Source organism: uncultured Microbacterium sp. (genome assembly GCF_964244775.1).
GTDB lineage: Bacteria > Actinomycetota > Actinomycetes > Actinomycetales > Microbacteriaceae > Microbacterium.
Map to the genome: position 1 here is coordinate 82,004 of NZ_CAXTJR010000002.1, position 21,067 is coordinate 103,070.

17 protein-coding genes are annotated in these 21,067 nt (G+C 67.7%); 14 read left to right on the forward strand and 3 right to left on the reverse strand.

The genetic code is table 11. The features are described 5' to 3' along the window. Nucleotides 1-49 precede the first annotated feature (49 nt). From ACFE6Z_RS05620 to glf, 10 genes are all read left to right on the forward strand, one after another. Nucleotides 50-1,306 carry a hypothetical protein gene (locus tag ACFE6Z_RS05620; RefSeq protein ID WP_375384730.1) on the forward strand — a complete coding sequence of 419 codons (1,257 nt, stop codon included), beginning with the start codon at nt 50-52 and terminating at the stop codon, nt 1,304-1,306. 32 nt (nt 1,307-1,338) lie between these two features. After that, nucleotides 1,339-2,313: a GDP-L-fucose synthase family protein gene (locus ACFE6Z_RS05625; protein WP_375384731.1), complete on the forward strand. Its 975-nt coding sequence runs from the start codon at nt 1,339-1,341 to the stop codon at nt 2,311-2,313. A gap of 5 nt (nt 2,314-2,318) precedes the next feature. Further along, complete coding sequence (locus ACFE6Z_RS05630) at nt 2,319-3,116, forward strand: glycosyltransferase (RefSeq protein ID WP_375384732.1); 798 nt, start codon at nt 2,319-2,321, stop codon at nt 3,114-3,116. Nucleotides 3,117-3,211: 95 nt separating this feature from the next. Further along, complete coding sequence (gmd, locus tag ACFE6Z_RS05635; protein ID WP_375384733.1) at nt 3,212-4,243, forward strand: GDP-mannose 4,6-dehydratase; 1,032 nt, start codon at nt 3,212-3,214, stop codon at nt 4,241-4,243. 56 nt (nt 4,244-4,299) lie between these two features. Continuing rightward, entirely contained in the window at nt 4,300-5,322 is a 1,023-nt protein-coding gene (locus tag ACFE6Z_RS05640) for a glycosyltransferase family 4 protein (protein ID WP_375384734.1), read from the forward strand. Beyond that, on the forward strand, nt 5,319-6,293 hold the full coding sequence (locus ACFE6Z_RS05645; protein ID WP_375384735.1) for a GDP-mannose 4,6-dehydratase: 975 nt from the start codon (nt 5,319-5,321) through the stop codon (nt 6,291-6,293). Before ACFE6Z_RS05640 ends, ACFE6Z_RS05645 begins: the two co-directional genes overlap by 4 nt. Before the next feature lie 11 nt (nt 6,294-6,304). Next, complete coding sequence (locus ACFE6Z_RS05650; protein ID WP_375384736.1) at nt 6,305-8,248, forward strand: DUF6541 family protein; 1,944 nt, start codon at nt 6,305-6,307, stop codon at nt 8,246-8,248. Nucleotides 8,249-8,291: 43 nt separating this feature from the next. After that, complete coding sequence (locus tag ACFE6Z_RS05655) at nt 8,292-9,041, forward strand: glycosyltransferase family 2 protein (protein WP_375384737.1); 750 nt, start codon at nt 8,292-8,294, stop codon at nt 9,039-9,041. Further along, the gene (locus tag ACFE6Z_RS05660) at nt 9,038-9,433 is read left to right on the forward strand and encodes a DUF2304 family protein (protein WP_375384738.1); all 396 of its coding nucleotides are present in this window, start codon (nt 9,038-9,040) and stop codon (nt 9,431-9,433) included. The genes ACFE6Z_RS05655 and ACFE6Z_RS05660 overlap by 4 nt, the downstream gene beginning before the upstream one ends. A gap of 84 nt (nt 9,434-9,517) precedes the next feature. Next, nucleotides 9,518-10,654 (forward strand): UDP-galactopyranose mutase, encoded by a 1,137-nt coding sequence (glf, locus tag ACFE6Z_RS05665; protein WP_375384739.1) that lies wholly within the window; start codon nt 9,518-9,520, stop codon nt 10,652-10,654. A gap of 34 nt (nt 10,655-10,688) precedes the next feature. Here the strand turns inward: glf and ACFE6Z_RS05670 are convergent, their stop codons facing one another. From ACFE6Z_RS05670 to ACFE6Z_RS05680, 3 genes are read right to left on the reverse strand one after another with little or no spacing between them, the layout of a single operon-like run. Next, nucleotides 10,689-12,599 carry a glycosyltransferase gene (locus ACFE6Z_RS05670; RefSeq protein WP_375384740.1) on the reverse strand — a complete coding sequence of 637 codons (1,911 nt, stop codon included), beginning with the start codon at nt 12,597-12,599 and terminating at the stop codon, nt 10,689-10,691. Between the two features lie 14 nt (nt 12,600-12,613). Beyond that, nucleotides 12,614-13,630: a glycosyltransferase gene (locus ACFE6Z_RS05675; protein WP_375384741.1), complete on the reverse strand. Its 1,017-nt coding sequence runs from the start codon at nt 13,628-13,630 to the stop codon at nt 12,614-12,616. A 45-nt stretch (nt 13,631-13,675) separates the two neighbouring features. Continuing rightward, nucleotides 13,676-14,902: an O-antigen ligase family protein gene (locus ACFE6Z_RS05680; RefSeq protein ID WP_375384742.1), complete on the reverse strand. Its 1,227-nt coding sequence runs from the start codon at nt 14,900-14,902 to the stop codon at nt 13,676-13,678. 65 nt (nt 14,903-14,967) lie between these two features. Between ACFE6Z_RS05680 and manA the strand changes: the two genes are divergently transcribed. The 4 genes from manA (at nt 14,968) to ACFE6Z_RS05700 (ending at nt 21,049) form a co-directional block, all read left to right on the forward strand. Continuing rightward, entirely contained in the window at nt 14,968-16,128 is a 1,161-nt protein-coding gene (manA, locus tag ACFE6Z_RS05685) for a mannose-6-phosphate isomerase, class I (RefSeq protein WP_375384743.1), read from the forward strand. Between the two features lie 161 nt (nt 16,129-16,289). Beyond that, the gene (locus ACFE6Z_RS05690; protein WP_375384744.1) at nt 16,290-16,613 is read left to right on the forward strand and encodes a WhiB family transcriptional regulator; all 324 of its coding nucleotides are present in this window, start codon (nt 16,290-16,292) and stop codon (nt 16,611-16,613) included. 138 nt (nt 16,614-16,751) lie between these two features. After that, complete coding sequence (locus ACFE6Z_RS05695; protein WP_375384745.1) at nt 16,752-19,631, forward strand: glycosyltransferase; 2,880 nt, start codon at nt 16,752-16,754, stop codon at nt 19,629-19,631. After that, nucleotides 19,628-21,049: a DUF5719 family protein gene (locus ACFE6Z_RS05700; RefSeq protein WP_375384746.1), complete on the forward strand. Its 1,422-nt coding sequence runs from the start codon at nt 19,628-19,630 to the stop codon at nt 21,047-21,049. The genes ACFE6Z_RS05695 and ACFE6Z_RS05700 overlap by 4 nt, the downstream gene beginning before the upstream one ends. Nucleotides 21,050-21,067 lie beyond the last annotated feature (18 nt).

Genomic DNA, 21,067 nt, shown 5'->3' on the forward strand with positions numbered 1-21,067 from the left:
GCGGATAGTATGAGCACGCCATGTTCCCGCCTGACGGATATTCCCCTAGGTGAGCGGCCCCTCCTCCTCGTCGGGAGCGCGAGGGCTCGCCTACATCCTGGGAGCAACGGTCGTCGCGGGTCTGGTCGGCTACCTCATCCAGCTTCTCGCGCCCGCTGCGTTGACCGACCCGGCGCGATACATCGCCTTCACTGTCTTCTGGTCGACTCTGTACCTGATGGTAGGGACGGTGGGCGGCCTCCAGCAGGAAGTGGCGCGTGCCACCACCGCGAGCGCAGAGGGGTCACAGTCGTCCCCGATGCTCCGGACGGTCACGCTGTGGGCGATCGTCGTGCTGGGCGGGATGGCCGTCATCATCGGGTTTCTGATCGGTCCTGCATCGTTCGCTGGAGACGCGGCGATCATGGCGGTGTGGCTCGGCGTCGGAGTTGCAGGCTACCTTCTGATCGCCGTGTTCTCGGGCGTCCTCTACGGGTTGCGGGCGTGGCGGATCATCGCTGCCGTCACCGTGATCGATGCCACCCTGCGCGGTGTACTCGTGACCGTGGGGCTGCTGCTGAACGCGCCGCCCGTCGTTCTGGGCGGGGCGGTCGCGCTGCCGTTCGGCTTGACGTTCCTCATCGTTTGGGCCATCGCACGACGTACCGTGATCGGCCGGTTCTCCGTGGACGTGCCGCGGCGTCGACTGGTGACGAATAGTCTCGGCACCCTTTCCGCGGCCGCGGCCACGGGTGTCGTCGTGACGGGGCTTCCCCTCGTGCTCAGCATCACGATGAGCACGCAGGACACCATCGCCGTCGCGACACTCATCTCGGTCGTCACGATCACACGCGCGCCTCTCATCGTGCCGCTCTTCGCGTTGCAGAGCTATCTCATCGTCGACTTCCGAGGCACTCGCGGGGTGGTGCGTCGACTGCTGCGCTATGGAGGACTGATAAGTCTGGCAACCGCGGCCGGAATGCTCTTCGCGTACTTCATCGGTCCAGCCATCATCTCGGGCATCTCGTCGGGTCGCTATGTCGTCGGGGCATGGCCGATTGCGCTCATCGTACTGAGCGCGGGCCTGGTCGCTCTCTTGTCGTTGACCGGCTCGGCGCTGCTCGCCGAGTCGCGCCATGCGGCGTACGCTGCGGGGTGGATCGTCGCGGCTGTCGCGACCGTAGTCCTGCTTCTCGTCCCCACGGATCCGACTCTCCGCACGCTGACGGCCGTGCTGGTCGCTCCCATTCTTGGACTCGCGGTACACCTTTGGGTGATCGCTGCCGAGGTGTCAGGCTCCGGAAGCCGGATCGAGCCGGCCCTCTAGGATTGACGCGACAGGAACGGAGCCGCCTACCCATGGTCGACGTTGAAACGCACGCCATCACCCCACTCGATCGAGACGCAACCGTCTACATCGCGGGGCACCGCGGGCTCGCTGGGTCCGCAATCTGGCGGCGCTTCGAAGCCGAGGGTTTCACCAACCTCGTCGGCCGCACCTCCTCCGAGCTCGACCTCCGAGACCGCCAGGCGGTATTCGCATTCTTCCGCGAGATCAAGCCGACCTACGTCGTGCTCGCCGCCGCGAAAGTGGGCGGCATTCTCGCGAACAGCACCTACCCGGTCGACTTTCTCACGGAGAACCTGCAGCTCCAGGTGAATGTGATGGATGCTGCGCTCGAGCAGCGTGTCGAGAGACTCCTGTTCCTCGGATCGAGCTGCATCTACCCGCGGGACGCGGCACAGCCGATCCGCGAGGACAGTCTCCTGACGGGCTATCTCGAGCCCACCAACGCCGCGTATGCGGTCGCGAAGATCGCCGGCATCACGCAGGTGCAGAGCGTGCGCCAGCAGTATGGACTCTCCTGGATCTCGGCCATGCCGACCAACCTCTACGGCCCGGGCGACAACTTCTCGCCGGCGGGTTCGCACGTCCTTCCTGCGCTCATCCGCCGGTATGACGAAGCCCGCGAGTCGGGCGCCACGTCGGTGACGAACTGGGGCAGTGGGCGGCCACGACGTGAGTTCATGCACGTCGATGACATGGCTGCGGCGTGCCTGCATCTGCTCGACGAATTCGATGGTCCGCAACAGGTGAACGTGGGAACCGGCAAGGACAGCACGATCAGCGAGATCGCCGAACTCGTCGCGGCTGTCGTCGGTTACGCCGGCGCCACGGAGTGGGACACCACGAAGCCCGATGGCACCCCGCAGAAGCTACTCGACGTGACCAAGCTCGCCGAAGCGGGCTGGACGGCGCAGATCGGATTGCGCGCCGGACTCGAATCGACCGTCGCCTGGTATCGCGGGCACCGCGATTCACTGCGGAGCTGAGCCACATGGACCAATCAGCAGACAACGGGATCCTGGTGGTGCTCCCGACGCTCGGCGAGCGTCTGGAGTTCTTGCGCGAGACCCTCGAATCGGTCGACGCGCAGCGCGCGAGCGTGGAGGTGACGGTTGTGGTCGTGGCACCCCCGGGCGCCGAAGCGGCGAGAAGTCTCGCGAGGGAGTTCGGCGCGCTGGTCGTGGACGACCCGAAGACCGGCATCTCAGCGGCCATAAACCGCGGATTGACGGCGCGGACAACGGAGCGGTACTACGCGTGGATCGGCGACGATGACCTTTTCCGACCGGGCGGACTTGCCCTCCTCCGTTCCCGTCTGCAGCAGGATCCGGACGCTGTAGTCGCCTTCGGGGGCTGTGAATACATCGATCCGCAAGGACGAGTCCTGTGGGTGAGCGCGGCGGGTCGGCTCGCGACCTTCCTGCTGCCCTGGGGCCCGGATCTGATTCCCAACCCCGCGGCCCTCATCCGATTCGACGCACTTGAAGCCATCGGCGGCTTCAAGGAGGAATTGCGATTCGCGATGGATCTGGACGCGTTCCTCTCCCTGCGCAAGCATGGCCGATTTATCGCTTTGCGGACACCGGTCGCCGCCTTCCGCTGGCATCCCGAATCGCTGACCGTGGCCAACAGACGACGGTCCAGCGCAGAATCGGAGGCGGTGAAGCACCAGCATCTTCCTCGAGTGATTCGTCCCTTTGCACCGGTGTGGGATCTGCCGGTGCGCTGGGCATCTGCGCTCGCGGCATCGCGCGTGACGGCGCGCGCGAGACGTGCTCGTCGCGTCTGAGACAGGGCGTCGAGGACGCATGAGATAGTCTTGGCCATCGCCCCGCGTGTCTCGCTGACAGCGGTCGACGTCCCCATTTCTAGCTGGAGCTTCACATGACGACACCCCCCGAATCGAAACGCGCCCTCATCACCGGCATCACCGGCCAAGACGGCAGCTATCTCGCGGAGTTGCTCCTCTCGAAGGGTTACGAGGTCCACGGGCTCGTCCGTCGCTCGTCGACGTTCAACACGGGCCGGATCGACCACATCTACGTGGATCCGCACACCGCCGGGGCCTCGCTGAAACTTCATTTCGCTGATCTCACGGACGGGTCGCGTCTCGTCACGCTGATCGACTCCATCCAGCCGCATGAGGTCTACAACCTCGCCGCGCAGTCGCATGTCCGCGTGAGTTTCGACGAGCCCGAGTTCACCGGCGACAGCACGGGGCTCGGCACGATCCGACTTCTCGAGGCGATTCGCGCCGCAGGCTCGACCACTCGCTTCTACCAGGCCAGCAGCTCGGAGATGTTCGGAGCGACGCCGCCGCCGCAGAACGAGGACACTCCCTTCTACCCGCGTTCGCCGTATGGGGTAGCGAAGCTGTACTCGTATTGGATCACCCGAAACTATCGGGAGGCATACGGCATCTTCGCCACGAACGGCATCCTGTTCAATCACGAGTCCCCCCGCCGTGGCGAGACCTTCGTCACGCGCAAGATCACGCGCGCTGTGGCGCGCATCAAGGCGGGACTGCAGTCCGAGCTGTTCATGGGCAACCTGGACGCCGTGCGCGACTGGGGATATGCCCCGGAGTATGTCGACGCGATGTGGCGGATGATGCAGCTGGACGAGCCCACGGACTTCGTGGTGGCAACCAACACCGCCTACACGGTCAAAGACTTCCTTCAGTTCTCGTTCGAGCACGTCGGGCTGGAATGGGAGAAGTACGTCCGTTTCGACGAGCGGTACTTGCGTCCCACAGAGGTCGACGCCCTCATCGGCGACCCCGCCAAGGCGCAGGAGCTGCTGGGATGGACCCCCAAGATCCTCACACCCCGTCTTGCGCAAATCATGGTGGACGCCGACATCGCCGCGCTCGAGATCGAGGGTCAGCGACACGTCGACACCGTCCAGTACGCGTGACTATGGCGAGCGCGCCATCCGTCGCCCTTTCCATGCTCACACTCGTTCCTGGCGGTATGGGGGGCAGCGAGACTTATGCTCGCGCGCTCACCCGGCAGCTCGCCACCGTGCGCAGCGTCACCGCCACTGCGTACGTGCCCGCGAACGCCGTGGGATTCAGTGAAGGGATCGCTGAAGTCGTCGTTCCGCAGGTGCGAACGGGGTCTTCCACCCGTAAGCGCCTCGGGGCTGTCGTGACCGCTTCGCTTCGGAGACGGAGCATTGCACGGTTGTACGAGTCGGCACAGGTCGTCCATTACCCCTTCACGATCCCCGTCCCTCCCCCCGGCCGGGATCAGGCTTTCGTCCAGAGCCTCCTCGATGTTCAGCACCTCGACCTTCCTCACCTGTTCGGCAGGGCTGAGCTCGCTTTCCGAAGACGGTTCTACGAAGGGGCGGCCAAGCGAGCGGACGTCGTCATCACGATCAGCGAGTTCGCCAAGACACGGATGGTCGAGCTCTTGGGGATCCCGCCCGAGCGCATCACCGTGGCCCTCCTCGGGGTCGACGCCGATGACTTCTCGCCGTTCACGGGGCCCCGACAGGAGTTCGTGCTCTACCCGGCTCGCGGATGGAAGCACAAGAATCATGCTCGTCTGATCGAGGCGATGCACATGGTGCGCTCGGAGTATCCGGGAATGCGCCTCGTTCTCACCGGCGGAGGGTTATCCACCTTGGGTGATGTGCCGGAATGGGTCGATGTGCGCGGCCTCGTGCCCCGAGCCGAACTTCGCGAGCTGTATCGCTCCGCGTCGGTGCTCGCTTTCCCGAGTCTTTATGAAGGATTCGGGTTGCCACCTCTCGAGGCCATGGCGTCAGGATGCCCGGTGGCCGCGACGGATGCGGGTTCCGTTCCCGAGGTATGCGGTGACGCTGCTGTGCTCTTCGACGCAAAGGATCCCGCGGCGATAGCCCAAGGAATTCTGCACGCGCTCGCCGATGGGGAAGATCTGGCCAAGCGTGGCCTGGAACAGGTTCGACGGTTCACCTGGGAGCGATGCCGCGACGTGCATCTGGGCGTGTACGGAGCAGTTGCGTGAGCGCCCAACGCCATCTCGTCACGGGAGCCAACGGCCAGGACGGCGGATACCTCGTCGATCGCCTGCTGACGGCAGGCCATGAGGTGCACGCGATGTGCCATAACAGGGACGGCTACGACCGGATCGCGAACCAGCATCCCCGTGTCATAGGGCACGTCGCCGATCTCGCAGACTCGACGGCGATCGGCCGCCTCGTGGCCGATGTCGTGCCGACGCACATCTACAACCTGGCGGGCAACACCTCGGTTGCACGGTCGTGGGAGTTCCCGGCTGAGACCGCGGACGTTCTGGGGCTGGGGCCGGTGCGCCTCCTCGATGCCGCCTGGCATCAGACGGCCGCGGGTTCGCCGGTCCGCGTGCTTCAGGCCTCGAGCGCCGAGATCTTCGGCGACGCGACGGAAATTCCTCAGACGGAGATGACCCCGCGCCGACCCGTGACGCCGTACGGCGCGGCCAAGTCCTTCGCGCACGAGATGGTGGCCATCTACCGCGCGCGCGGTATGCATGTGAGTGGTGCGATTCTGTACAACCACGAGTCACCTCGACGACCGGCGACATTCGTCGCCCGCAAGATCGCCATGGCAGCGGCTCGCATCTCGCTCGGACTGCAGGACGACGTCGCGTTGGGAAACATCGATGTCTACCGGGACTGGGGTTACGCGCCCGACTATGTGGACGCGATGATTCGCATCGTCGAGCAACCCCATGGCGACGATTACGTCGTGGCCACCGGCGAGGCACGCTCAGTTCGTCAGTTCGTCGCGGAGGCGTTTCGGCACGTCGGCATCGACGACTGGAGCCGTTTCGTGCGAATCGACCCGGCGTTCTACCGTCCGGCAGATCCGCAACGACTTGTGGGAGACTCGGCGAAGCTCCGAGGGCTGGGCTGGGAGCCGAGCGTCGGATTCGCAGACCTCGTCCGTACGATGGTCGACGCAGAGCTTGCATCTCTCGCCGGAACTGAGCTCTGAAGGGTTCTACTGTGAGTTGGGTTCCGTTCGCGGGGGCGTCCGTCGTGGCGCTGGGGCTTTTCGCGGTGCTCGGCGTGCCCATCGCCTATGCGCTCGGACTTCGCGGCTTCGCGCCGTTCGCCTTGGCGCCGGTGTTCGCGACGACCATCGTGTGCGGTGCGTCCATCGTGCTGCCCAGGATCGGAATCGGCTGGTCGCCGTTCGCGGTTGTGGGCGTAGAAGCGCTGGTCTTGGCGGCGCTCCTCATCTGCCGCAGGGTTCTCCCGGTATCTTCCCCGGTGCCGCCCCCGCGGAGACGATTCGATATCTGGTTGGCCTTGGCGATCGCTGCGGGGGCTGCGTTGATCACCGCACGCATAGTCACGATCCTGGGCGGGCCGGATGCCATCTCGCAGACCTTCGACAACGTCTTCCATTTGAACGCTGTCCGATGGGTTCTCGATACGGGGTCGGCGTCGTCCTTCGACATCGGCTATATGACCAACCCGGATGGGCCGGCGCCGTTCTACCCCGCCGGATGGCATGGCTTCGTCGCATTGGTCGCGCAGTTGTCAGGTGCTTCCGTGCCGGTGGCGATCAACGCGTTCGTGACCGTGGTCTCGGCTCTCGTCTGGCCGCTCGGCGCGATCTACCTCACCCGTTCGCTTTTCGGACGGTCACCGGCCCTCACTCTCACCGCCGCGCTTCTGACGGCGTCGATCCCCGCATTTCCCTATCTGCTCATGGACTACGGGGTGTTGTATCCGTTCCAGTTCGGGGTCGCGCTGCTACCTGGCACACTCGCGATCACCGCACATCTCCTGCGAGTGACTCGCGGCCGCGACGCGGTGGGGGCGGGATGGTGGGCGGTAGCGCTCCTGGGTGCGCTTCCTGGGCTCGCCCTCGTGCATCCCGGTGCTTTCATGGGGTGGCTCGCTCTCGGTGCGCCACTCGTCGTGATCTTCGTCGTACGCGCCTGGATTCGGACGGTATCAGTACGGGGTCGCATCGGCATCGCCACTGCGACGGTCGTCTATCTCGTCATCGGCGTAATCCTCGTGCACGCGCTTCGCCCGCCCGCCGAGGCACGCGGATGGCCCCCACAGATGAGCGTGGGGGAGGCGCTTCGCCAGCTGCTGACCGTCGCTCCGTGGTACGGAGTCGCCTCAGGGCTCGTGGCGCTGGTGGTGGTCGCCGGTATCGTGTGGGCCTGCGTCGTACGCTCGCCGTCTGCACTCGCTGCGCTGGGCATCTACGTCGTCGTGGGCGTGCTGTTTGTCATCGTCTCCGCAGTGCAGTTCCCGCTTCGAGACATCTTCACGGCACCCTGGTACAACAACATGCCGCGAATCGCGGCCATGCTCACCATCGCGTTTGTGCCCCTCGGGGCCTATGGCGTCGCCTGCACCGCATCGGTCGGCCTCCGCGCACTTCGTCGCGTCGGGTGGCGGCGCCCGGCCACGACCGCGCTCCTGACCGTTGTCGGGCTGACTGTGGTGGTGGCAACTCAAGTCGGGCCGTTGTCGCCGATGCCTGTAGCGCAGGCCGCGATATCGGGTGCCTATGCGCTCACGCCGGACTCTCCGCTTCTCTCGAGAGATGAAGCTGCACTCATCGCTCGTATCGACAGCCATGTTCCCGAAGGGGAAGCGATCGCCGGTAGCCCCTGGACGGGTACATCGGTGGCCTACGCTCTGTCGGGTCGCAAGACCCTCATGCCTCACGTGCAGATGACGCTCTCCGACGACATCGAGACGATCAACGATGGCCTCGCAGACGCCAGGCCCGGCGATCCTGTGTGTGAGGCAGTCGCCGACCTCGATGTGGGATTTGTGCTCGATTTCGGCACGCGAGAGGTCCACGGCGGCGATCATGTCTACCCCGGCCTGCGCGGCCTCGATCACTCGGACGCCGTACGTCTGGTGGACAGTGTCGGCGACGCACGCCTCTACGAGGTGACGGGCTGCACGCCGTGAGTGAACGGGTCGCTGGAAGGTCCCCCGGTATGATGGGCGTGCTATGACCGACTCGTCCGATCGCGTCCTGATCATCGTCCCCGCATGGAATGAGTCACGCAACGTGGGTCACACCGTCACTGAGATCCTCAGCGCTCGACCAGGCTATGACGTCGTCGTCGTCGACGACGGTTCGACCGACGACACCGCGGCTGTCGCGAGCGACGCGGGGGCCACCGTGGTCCGACTCCCTTTCAATCTCGGCGTCGGTGGAGCGATGCGCACCGGCTTCACGTATGCGCAACGTCTCGGCTATCGTCGCGCGATCCAGGTCGACGCGGACGGTCAGCACAATCCGGCCGACATCGACCGCGTCCTCGCGGGACTCGATGTTGCCGATATCTCGATCGGCGCCCGCTTCGCCGACGTCGGCGACTACGAGGTGCGCGGGCCGCGACGCTGGGCCATGATCTTCCTCGCACGGGTTCTCTCACGGGTGGCCAAAACGCGCCTGACGGACGCGACCAGTGGGTTTCGTGCCGCCGGCCCTCGAGCGATCGCGCAATATGTGCGTTACTACCCGGCAGAGTATTTCGGCGACACCCTCGATTCCCTCGTGGCCGCGTGTCACGCGGGCCTGACAGTGACACAGGTCCCGGTCGCGATGCGTGAGCGCATGCACGGCACGTCGACTCAGGGAACAGTCGGTGCCATGGTCTATCTCACGCGCGCAGTCTTCGCATTGAGCCTGGCAGTGACCCGTCGTCGCACGCGTCCGTGTCGGAATCACGGGACAGAGGAGGTGGCATCATGATCGTCATCGGCGGCATCGTTCTCGCGCTGATCATTCTCGTGATCGTGATCCGGATGCTCCTGACTCGCACCTTGCGTGAGAAGTATGCCGTCATGTGGCTCGTGATCGGCGTCGTCGTCCTCGTGCTGGGGCTCTTCCCGCAGCTGCTGCTCTGGCTCACCAACTCGCTGGGTGTGCAGGTGCCGGCCAACCTCCTTTTCGCGCTGGCGATCGTCCTTCTGCTCGGGGTCGCGCTCCACCTGTCCTGGGAGCTGTCCCAGGCCGAGGGCGAGATCCGGCGTCTGGCCGAAGAGGCGGCCATTGTTCGCGCCGAGGTCGAGCGGACGAATCGGCGACTCGACGCGCTTCAGCATCGTCTCGACGACAAGCACGTCGACGAGGAGAAGCTGTGAACGAAGGCACCTCCCTCCCGTGAGGGCCGCGAGCGGCGAATCGCCGATCGCCATCTGACCCGTCACACATCGAAAGCGCACTGCATGGATCTGCTCATCGTCGGTTCGGGCTTCTTCGGCCTCACTATTGCGGAGCGCGCCGCCGCGTCCGGACGCAGGGTCACCGTCATCGACAGGCGTCACCATATCGGTGGGAACGCCTACAGCGAAGACGAACCCGAGACGGGAATCGAGGTGCATCGCTACGGCGCGCACCTCTTCCACACCTCCAACCCCACGGTCTGGGAGTACGTCAACCGCTTCACGACCTTCACGAACTACGTGCACCGCGTGTACACGAACCACCGAGGCGTCGTATTTCCGCTGCCGATCAATCTCGGCACAATCAACCAGTTCTTCCAGGCGGGGTATTCACCCGACGAAGCAAAGGCGCTCATCCAGGAGCTGGCGGGCGAGTTCGACGTCAAAGATGCTGCGAACCTCGAGGAGAAGGGAATCGCCCTGATCGGGCGGCCACTCTACGAGGCATTCATCCGCGACTACACCGCCAAGCAGTGGCAGACCGATCCCAAAGACCTCCCGGCGGAGGTCATCAGCCGCTTGCCCGTCCGTTACAACTACGACAATCGCTACTTCAACGACACGTGGGAGGGGCTGCCCACTGACGGGTACACAGCCTGGATCGAGCGGATGGCAGACCACCCCGGCATCGAGGTCAAGCTGGGCACCGATTTCTTCGACGACGCGCAGCCGTTGAATAAGGCGGCGACGGTCGGTCAGGTGCCGATCGTCTACACCGGGCCCATCGACCGGTACTTCGACGACGCGGAGGGCGCGCTGTCGTGGCGAACACTCGACTTCGAGCAGGAAGTCGTTCCGGTCGGGGACTTCCAAGGCACGCCGGTCATGAACTACGCGGATGCCGAGGTGCCCTACACGCGTATTCACGAGTTCAAGCATTTCCACCCCGAGCGCGCCGACCGATACCCGCGAGACAAGACGGTCGTCATGCGCGAGTACTCCCGTTTCGCTGATCGCGACGACGAGCCCTACTACCCGGTGAACACTGCGCAGGACAGGGCTGGGCTGCTGGCGTACCGCGAATTGGCGAAGGGGGAGCGGGACGTCTTCTTCGGTGGACGGCTCGGCACCTATCAGTACCTCGACATGCACATGGCGATCGGTTCGGCGCTCTCGATGTGGAACAACCAGCTCGCGTAGGAGCGAGGCAGACTATCCCCCACGGGACGCGGGCTCACGACTCGGCGTCGAAGATCCGCCGCCACGATGCGACCGAAGTGATCTCGGGGAGCGCGGCACGGTACCGCCGCGACAGCTCGGGCCACTCGCGCACCAGACGACGATGCAATCGCAGCGAATCGATCAGCATTCGCCGGTAGGTCTTGCGATCACGGGTGTAGACGTTCTTCCCGGAGCCGTCCGCGGCGCTCACCAGCGCACTGTCGAACAGCGGCACACGCCACCAGTGCGCATCGCCTTTGCCGAACTCGACCTCGGGCTGCCGCACATTTTCCGGTCTCGGCTCGTGCAACCAGTGGGCCACGAGAGTCGAGAGGGTGAACCAGCGCAGGCGCAGTCCTGTGGGGCTGTCGAACGTGTGCTTCCGCAGGCGTTTGAAAATCTGGCGCCCTCGGCGCGACTGCAACGGGACCCCCGTCTCACGATGGACCTTCGTCTCGGGAAACCCCGCTGCGAGGGCACGTGACTCGGGCATGGCTGTGCGGATGTTGCGTCGCATGTGATCTGGACCCGACAGGACGTCGCGAATAGCCTGATGGCGCAGCGCGACGGGGTAGTACTGCATCATCATCAGATGCTTCAGGTCGAGTCGTCTGCTGTGCCGGGGAAGTGTCCCCCCTCTCGACGAGTTCGAATGCAGGAGTGCCGCTACGATTCGATTCCGCGCGTGGAAGTAAGCCTGCCAATCGATCGAATCGTCCTTGCCCACCCAGGAGACATGCCACAGCGCGACACCCGGAACTGAGACGGTGGGGTACCCCGCATCGCGTGCGCGAAGGCAGAACTCCGCGTCATCCCACTTGATGAACGCGGGGAGCGACAGGCCGATCTCGCGGATGACCTCCACAGGGATCAGGCACATCCACCACCCGTTGTAGTCGGCGTCCAACCGCATGTGAAGCGTCTTGGTCTGACGGAGATTCGCCACGCTGAAGTCGTGCGGCATCTCCTCCTGCGCCAGGGTCCGCCACATGAACGGGGCGTCGTCTACGACCTCAGCCCAAGCGTGAAGCTTCGGACGATCGAGAAGATCGAACATGTGAGCGCCGACAAGCGTGGGGATCGCGGCGTACTGACCGAAGAGGATCGAACGCCTGACAGACTCCGGTTCGATCCGAACGTCATCGTCCAGCAGCTGCACGAACCCGCTCTCTGGCCGCTCCAACGTCTCTGCCATGGCGCGGGAGAACCCCCCGGACCCGCCGAGGTTGGGCTGAGTGACGATCTGGAGGGTCTCCCCGAGAGCACCCGCGACACGCGGGTAGTCGGGTTCGTCCTCGACGCGTTCCGTTCCCTGGTCGATGACGAAGATGCGGTCCACCAGTTCCAGCAGGCCGGGATCGTCTGCGAGGCTCTTCAGCGTACCGACGCAATAGTCGGGCTTGTTGTACGTCGTGATTCCCAATGAGGCCTTGCCCGTGCGGACTGGGGCCTGCTCGGTCCACCACTCCGCACCCTCGAACACGGCGTGGCTCTCATCGGCGACGATGTCGAACCAGATCCAGCCGCCGTCGCTGTACTGTCCGAGTGTGAGTTCGAACGTGGACTCCGCCGAACCCCCGACTTCTCGGCTCTCGATGCGCTGTTGCGTTCCGCTCCCATTGGACCGATAGACAAGAATGGTCGCGGATCCGGTCGTGCGGACTGTGAGTCGAAGGTCTCTGACCGTCGTCCAATGCTGCCAGTACGACGCGGGGAACGCGTTGAAGTACGTGCCGAATGACACGCGGCGACCAGCGACGACTCGAGCTCGCCGTCGGCCGAGGATGTTGCCCAGATGAGCTCGACTCGACACCCGGACGGGCTGCTCGTCGATGACCGACCACGTCTCGGGGTCGGCGTACAGCGGGAGGAGGTCGGGGTCTCGCTCGAGCGGGAAGACGACGTTCTGAAGGATGTAGGGCACTGGGTTCTCCTTGATCAGCCCGCCAGCACCGGCATCGGCCGCCACAGCGCGTCGTGGTCGATCCGACGGGCATCACGAAGCCCACGGAAAAGATTCGAGGTGCCGCGCACGGTGCGCTCGACCAGCACGAGGCGGATGAGCTCCTTGGTGAACGTGAGCAGCGTGCCCAGGGCGAAGCGCACGGGCCGGTAGGCGCCCTGCGAACGAAAGTAGTGCTTCATGAAGCCGCGGTTGCGCATGATGAAGTACCGGTACGCGTTGCTCGAGGCGTTCAGATGCCGGATGCCCATGTCCCACTGCTTGATCTCGCGGGTGCGGCGCAGCACGAACTCGTTGACGATCACGGCGGTCGTCTTCAGCGAGGCGAGCCAGCCGTAGATCGAGTCGTCCCAGTAGATGAAGAAGCGCGGGTCGGGCAGGCCGATCTGCCGCACGATGTCGCGATGGATGAACATGCCCTCGAAGCATCCCGAATTCATCTCGCGGTAGTTCGACGAGTCGAAGCCGGCGGGAGCGAACGGGATCGGGATGCCGAACGGGATCGACAGGCGGTACTGCCAGTAGAACTCGCTGCCGTCGTAGTCGAAGCGGCGGCCCTGGATGCTGCGGAACCGCGGTGCCCAGTCGCCCATGCGCGCGAGGCCGTCGGTGATGACCTCGACGTCGTCGTCCATGACCCAGATCCACTCGGAGCCGATTTCGTACGCGATGCGCATGCCCTCGCTGAAGCCGCCCGAGCCACCGGTGTTCGTGTCGAGGCGCTGGTAGACGAGGTCGATGCCGAGCTTGTCGCGGTACGACTCGACGAGGGCTGTGGTGTCGTCGGTGGACGCGTTGTCGACGATGACGACGTGCCCGGGCTGGGGATCCATCACGATCAGGCTCTCCAGCAGCTTGGTCAGAAGCGCGGAGCGGTTGTAGGTGACGATCGCGATCGTCGCAGTGCTGGGATCGAAAGCGGAGCTCGGATCGAAAGCGGTGGCGGGATCGAATGGTGGGGAGGACTCGGAGATGTCGGCTGCAGGCGGCATGGCCTCAGCATCCTATCGCGGCGGCCCTTGGCGACCCCTGAGCGGCTACGCCGACGGGTTGAGCTCGCCGCGCTCGATCGCGATGCTCTGCTCGGCGGGGCCGAACCCGATGTGGGGCGCCTGAATGATCTTGAACGCGAACATGACGAGGAACATCCACCCCCACAGCAGCAGCGGCCCCGACTGCGCGACGCCCTGCACGAGCAGCACGGTGGCCAGGAGCGACGGGAGCAGGGTGAGCGACGAGTACGGGCGATCCGCCCGCAGATCCCAGCGCGGCCGGTCGACGGCGAAGAACCACGCGCGCCAGACGAAGACCAGGTAGCTGAGGGTGAGCAGGATCGCCCCGGTCACCCCGAGGCGTGAGGAGACGTCGACCCAGACGTTGTCGCTGGCCCGCTCGAGGGCGGTGAAGATCGCGTCGTGCCAGATCCAGACCGCGGCCACCCCTGCGGCGGCGACCACGACGTACCCGATGTAGTACCGCGTGCGCTCGCCCGGCCGCTTCGCGCGGCGCATGAGGAGGACGGTGATGAGGACGACGGTGACGGCCGCCGCGGCGACGTAGGCGGCGCCGGACTGCGCGCGCACCAGGAGGTAGGCAGACACGGCGATCCAGATGCCGAGTTGGATGCGCCCGGCGCCGTACGCGATCCGGATGGCGAACACGATGATCGCGATGAGCGCCATGACGGCGAGGAGGTTCGAGTCGCCGAAAATGCCCTGGATGCGCCCGCCGGCGAAGAGCTCGCCGCTCGACCACGCGGCGCCCGTGCCCGGAGCGAGCCCCGACGTGAGCGGCCCCTGCACGAAGATCGCGACCGCCAGTTCGAAGACGAGCGACAGGCCGATCGCCCATTTGAGGGCCGAGGCGACGGCACGCACGAGTTCGCGCCACGTCAGCACGCTCGCGACGAACCCGGCCTGCAGCATCGTCACCGCCAACATGACCCAGCTCAGAGCGGATGCCGCGACCGAGGTCGACCAGATGATGCAGAGCGCCGCCCACAGGAGGTAGGCGATCGGAAAGACCGGGAGGCGCCGCCACTCGACGTACGGCCGCACCGCGAACCACAGACCGACCGAGAGCGCGCCGGCCGCGACGGCGATGATCGATGCGAAGGTCGCGCCGACGGCGTCGACCCACGCGGCCCCGGTGAAGGCGAGGAAGAGCACGAAGACGCACCACCCGCGCAGCAGCAAATGGCCGGTCTTCTCGCGGACCGGTGCGGCCGGCGGGGCGGAGACCGGATGCTTCGTGTAGACGGCCATCGTGCACCCCAGGGTACCGGCGAGAAGGCACGGCGTAGCGCAGGAGCGCCTTTAGGCTGGGGAGCATGCTCGCCCCCCTCTCGAACACGCCCCGTGATTCCGCGTGGGGATCGCCCACACTGCTCGCCGAGCTCGAGGGCCGTGAGCCCAGCGGGGCGCCGGAGGCGGAGGTCTGGTTCGGCGATCACCCGAGTTCGCCGGCTCAGGTGCAGGACGGCAGCGGACGTGCGCTGGACGCCTGGCTCGTGGAGCATGCCGCCGAGGCCGGGGTTCCTGCACGCCTGCCGTTCCTGCTGAAGCTGCTGGCCGCGGCATCCACTCTGTCTATCCAGGCGCACCCGTCGAAGGCGCAGGCCGAAGCGGGGTTCGCCCGAGAAGACGCCGCGGGAGTGGCGCGCGACGCACCGGCGCGCAACTACCACGACGACAACCACAAGCCCGAGATGATCGTCGCCCTGAGCGACCGGTTCGAGGCACTGTCGGCCCTGCGCGACCTCGATGCCACGCGCGACCTGCTCGCCGAACTGGGCGAGGGGGCAGCGACGCTGCGCGACCGCCTCTCGGCTCCGGATGCCGCGGCCGACCTGGGCGAGACGATCGGTTGGCTGCTGTCCGGCGATGCGCAGCGCGTCGTCGACGACGTGATCGCCGCGGCATCCGCTGCCTCATCCGTCCGCTTCGGTGCCGAGCTCGCGCTCACTCGGCGCCTCGCCACCGAGTACCCCGGCGACGCGGGTGTCGTGGTGGCCCTGCTGATGAACCTCGTGACCCTGCGCCGCGGCGAGGCGATCTTCGTGCCCGCCGGCGTGCTGCATGCGTATCAGTCGGGCCTCGGCGTGGAGATCATGGCGGCGAGTGACAACGTGCTGCGCGGCGGTCTCACGCCCAAGAACATCGACGTCGACGAACTGGTCGCGGTGCTGGATGCCTCGACCGGGCCGGCTCCGCTGCTGCAGCCGGAGGCGTTGGCCGCCGGCGTTTCGCGTTACGCGCCGCCGGTGCCCGACTTCGCCCTGGTGCGCGTCGAGGCGCCCGACCACATCGCTGATGTGCAGACCTCCGGCGTCGCGATCGTCCTGGCGACCTCTGGCGAAGTGTCGGTGGGGGGAGCGCGGACGACGGATGCCGTCATCCTGCGCCCCGGCCAGGCACTGCTGGCCTCGCCAGACGAATCGCCGCTCCGCATCGGCGGGGGAGAGGCATTCATCGCCGAGCCCGGCGCCTGAGCCGGACGCTGATCACGCGCGACACGCCGGTGGCGCGTCGTGAAGCTTCAACCGCGGGGTGAGGCTTTAGTATCTGCGACTTGACCCCGGCGAACTACACCGGTGTAATTACCTTGTACACGCACTCGGGCGTGGGGGGATACAAGGTAGGGGAGAACGAGATGACGGGGTCACAATACCGTTCCGGCGTTCCCGATAACTGGTTCGTCGATCCGGTCCAACTCGGCGTTCCGGGGGTGCGTCGCCCTCTCGAGGGCGATGGCAACACCCTGTCGTGGCAGACCGATGCGCTCTGCGCGCAGACCGACCCAGAGGCGTTCTTCCCTGAAAAGGGCGGATCGACCCGTGATGCGAAGCGGATCTGCACGACGTGCGACGTTCGGGGCGAATGCCTCGAATACGCGCTGCAGAACGACGAGCGCTTCGGGATCTGGGGCGGCCTCAGCGAACGCGAGCGCCGCAAGCTGAAGCGCCACGCGAGCTGATCCGCACGCCGGCCGGCGGCTCGCCGACCCATCGTGCATATGCGGCGCATCGGCGCGCCTCAGGCAACGACACGGTTCTCGCCGCGTCGGCGCGTGCGCCCGGTTCACCGGGTGGGGCCCGCCTAGGCTGACCACGTCATGCCGTCGCGAGTACACGCAATCCTCGTCGCGCGCCCAGACGGGCGCGCTCCTGCGGCGTTCCATCTGCGCCGGACGCTCGCCGCCCTCCAGGCCCAGGAGCGCCCGGTCGACGCGCTGACCGTCGTGCTCTGCGGTGCCGACCAGACGCTGGTCGAGGTGGCAGCGGCCTCGGGGGCGGAGTCGGTGATCACGGCGCCCGCCTCCACGCGGTTCGCGGCCGCCACGGCGCTGGCCACCCTCCGGCTGACCGGCGATGCGGTCTGGCTCCTCGCCCAAGACACCGCGCCCGAGCCCGAGGCGCTGGCACGCCTGGCCGGCGCGCTCGAGCTGTCGCCCTCGGCGGCCTTCGTCGCGCCCAAACTCGTGCAGTGGGACGATCGCACCCACATCGTGTCGCTCGGGGTGAGCATGACGACGTGGGGCCGGGCGATGGGCCTCGCCGACGGCCAGCTCGATCAGGGCCAGCACGACGCCGAGGAAGATGTGCTCGGTGCCGACGTGCGGGGGCTGCTCGTGCGCACGGACGCGTGGCGCGAACTGGGCGGCATCGACCCTGCACTGTACGGTGCCGATGAGGGGCTCGATCTCGGCGTGCGCGCGCGCCTGGCCGGCGCCCGGATCGCGCTCGTGCCGACCGCCCTGATCGCGGTGGCCGGAGACGGCGTCGCAGGTGTCCCCGGCGGCGAGCCGCGGCGCGGAGCGCGGGCGTTCGCGCAGCGCACCGCGCAACTGCATCGGCGCCTGGCCTACGCCCGCTCGTGGGCGGTCGTGTTCGTCTGGCTCGCGATTCTGCCGATCGCGCTCTGGCGCACCGTGCTGCACCTCGTGGCCAAGCATCCCTCCCTCGTGGCGACGGAGTGGGGTGCCTCGGTACTGGCCCTCGTGCGCGTCGGCGCTGTGGCACGGTCTCGGCGCCGTATCCGCGCGGCACGGCGGGCGTCGTGGGGTCAGGTCGCCCCGCTCCGGGTCACGCGCGCCGATCTGCGCGAGCGCTTCGACATCGATGGCGAGGAGTCGGCCGCCCCGGTCGGCGAGCACATCCGCAGCGACATCCGGTTCTTCTCCGGCGGCGGAGCGTGGCTCGTGCTAGCCGCGCTCGTCATCTCGGTCGCCGCCTTCCCCGCGCTGCTGGCCTGGCCCGTGCTCGGGGGCGGCGCCCTCGAGCCGCTGCGCGCGACCGTCGCGCAGCTGTGGGCCGACGCCTCTTATGGGGTGCGCGCTACGGGGCTCGACGCCATAGGCCCCGCCGATCCGTTCGCCGCGGTCGTGGCCGTGATCGGCAGCCTGTGGCCGGGCGACCCGTCGCGCGCGATCGTGCTGCTGTGGCTCGCCGCGCTTCCCCTCGCCGCCCTCGGGGGCTGGTTCGCCGCCACCCGGGTCACCGAGCGGAGCGTCCTGCGCATCGTGGCAGGAGTGGTGTGGATGCTCGCACCCACCTTCCTCGCGGGCCTCGCGCAGGGGCGGCCGACTGCCGTGATCGTGCACCTGCTCCTGCCGTGGCTTTTCTACGCCGGAGCCGTCGCGCATCGATCGTGGGCGGCGGCGGGCGCAGCATCCCTCCTCTTCGCCGCCGTCGTGGCGTGTGCTCCCTCGCTCGCCCCTGCGCTGGTGCTGATCGTGATCGGCGCGATCATCGTGGCCGTCGCGAGCCCCGGCGCGCGTGCCGGCCGCGGCATCGCGCGCCAGGTGTGGGTGCTCGTTCCCGCCGTCGTGCTGTTCGCGCCGCTCGTCTGGAATCGGTTTCGCAGCGCCGACTTCTGGGGCCTTGTCGCCGACCCCGGTGTGCCCTTCCTCGGCGACCGGGTGACCGCCGACCCCGTGGGTCGCGCGCTGCTGGCTGCCGGGTTCCCGACGAGCGATCCCGCGGGGTGGTCGGCGTTCCTCTCCGGCACGGGCGTGCCGGTGTGGTGGGTGCCGCTTCTGGCCGCGCCCCTCGCCCTGCTCGCCCTGATCGCGCCGCTCACGCGGCGCTGGGCGGCAGGTGTCACCCTCCTGGTCGTCGCGGCGGTAGGCCTCGCGACCGCGTTCGTCGTGGTCGGTGTTGCGGTCGCCTCGACGCAGGCGACGATCATTCCGCTGTGGGCGGGCCCGGCGCTGAGCCTCGCGTGGCTCGGCGCACTGGGGGCGGCGACCGTCACCCTCGACACCGCCCTGGTGCCACAGATGCGCGCGGTCAGAGCGGTCGCCGCGGCCGTGGTGCTCCTGGCCGTCGCAGTGCTGGCGGCGCCCACGCTCGCGACGATGACGCGCGGCTCGTCGGCGCTCACCAACGGGCCGAGCAGCACGCTGCCCGCCTATGTCGATGCGGCGGGTGCGACCAACCCCGACGTCGGAACGATCGTGCTGACGCCGCTGAGCGATGGGGGAGTGTCGACCCGGATCGTCTGGGGAGCCAGCGAGACGCTCGGCGGGCAGTGGACCGTCGCGGCCACCCACTCCACCGCCACCGAGGCCGACACCGTCGTCGCGGGCATCACCGCAGATCTGGTGACCTCCACCGCCGATGACGTGATCGACCGCCTCGCCCAGGCGGGAGTAGGTTTCGTGCTGCTGGCACCTTCCGTCGCCCCCGAGTCGGATGCCGCACGCGCGTTCCGGCTCACCGCCGAGACCGCGATCGATCAGCGCGACGCCCTCGATTCGGTGGGCGCCACCCCGAAGGGCGAACTCTGGCGCGTGACGCGCGACCTGCAGCCGCGGGGCGGGGCGACCGAGGCGGTGCAGGCCTCCGCGCGCTGGATCGCGATCGGGCAGTTCGCGGTTGTCCTGGCCGCACTCCTCTTGGCGGTGCCGACCCGCGCGTCGCGCCGGCAAGCACGGCGCACGCCGCGCATCGTCGGGCCGTACGACGGGCCGTACGCGGAGGAGGACCGATGAGCGATCGCCGCGTGTTCGGCTGGGCGAGCACGAGTGCCCGGATGCTGGTGGGCACCCTCGTGGCCGTCGGCCTCGTCGTCGGTGTAGTCACCGCCGTGGCCGCGCCGTGGCCGACCCTCGCCCGCGAGCCGCTCGCCGTGGACGGAGCCCCCGTGCCGTCGGAGACCGTGCTGTCGTGCACGGGCGGACTGCTGGCGATCGGGCGCGACGCCAGGAACGCCGCGCAGCTCAGCGTCGCGGCCGAGCAGGGCGTGACGGTCGGTTCGGACGCCGGCGCGCCCGCCCCGGTGCAGAGCCGGCTCGCCGCGCCCTTCCTCGGCGGCGCCCCCGGCGCGGCCGTCTACACGGCGCCGCCGACCGGATCGGCCGTCACCGACGCGGCCGCGGCCGGATCGGCCTCCGTCACGGCCGCCGACCTGAGCGGTTTCGCCGCATCCGCGTGCCTGGCCCCGATGATGGAATCATGGCTCGTCGGCGGCGAGAGCACGACGGGCGCCGCCGACATCGTGCTGCTGGCCAACCCCGGTACGGTGGCGGCCACCGTGCAGCTGGTCGTCTACGGCTCGCGCGGCCAGCAGTCCCCGCCCGGCGGACGCGACGTGATCGTGCCCGCCGGTCAGCAGATCGCGATCCCCCTGGCCGGGCTGAGCCTCGGCGAAGAGAGCCCCGTCGTGCAGGTCACCGCCGCCGGGGCCCCCGTGCAGGCGTCGCTGCAAGCATCCCTCACCCGCACCCTCGTCCCCGGTGGCGTGGATCAGGTCGAGGCGGTCGCCCAGCCCGGCATCGATCTCGTGATCCCCGGCATCGAGGTCACCGCGGAACCGGGCCCGATCGGGGCGTCGAACGCGGCGACGCTGGTGCGGATGCTGTCGCTTTCCGCCGACGTGACGGCCACGGTGACGGTAACCGCCGTGGGCAGCACCGCGCCGGCGCTCGCGCCGTCGTCGCTGCCGCTGACCGGCGGCCTGCCCGCCGAGCTGCAGCTGGGCGGTCTGCCGATCGGCCAGTACGTCGTGCGGGTGCAGGCCCCCCAGCCGGTGCTCGCGACCGCGTGGCAGACCACGGGGTTCGGGGCGGGGTCGGACTTCGCCTGGTACACCCCAGCCCCCGAACTGGCCGGGACGAGCATGTTCGCCGTCCCGGGCGGGGCGTCCGCCTCTCTCACTGTCACGAACGGGGGGGAGGTCGCGGCCACCGTGTCGTTGCAGTCTTCTACCGGGTCGTTCTCGCAGCAGCTCGCTGTCCCGGCCGGCGGATCAGTCGCGGTGCGACTGCCCACGCAGGGCGTGTACATGCTCGACACCGGAGGGGTCGCCGGCGTGCGCGCAGGGCTGTCGTTCGCGGGCAGCGGCGCGCTCGCGGGCTATCCCGTGCAGCCGCCCGCTACGGCGACGGCGCCGATCCGGGTCTACCCGTAGCCGGGGGCGCGTTACTTA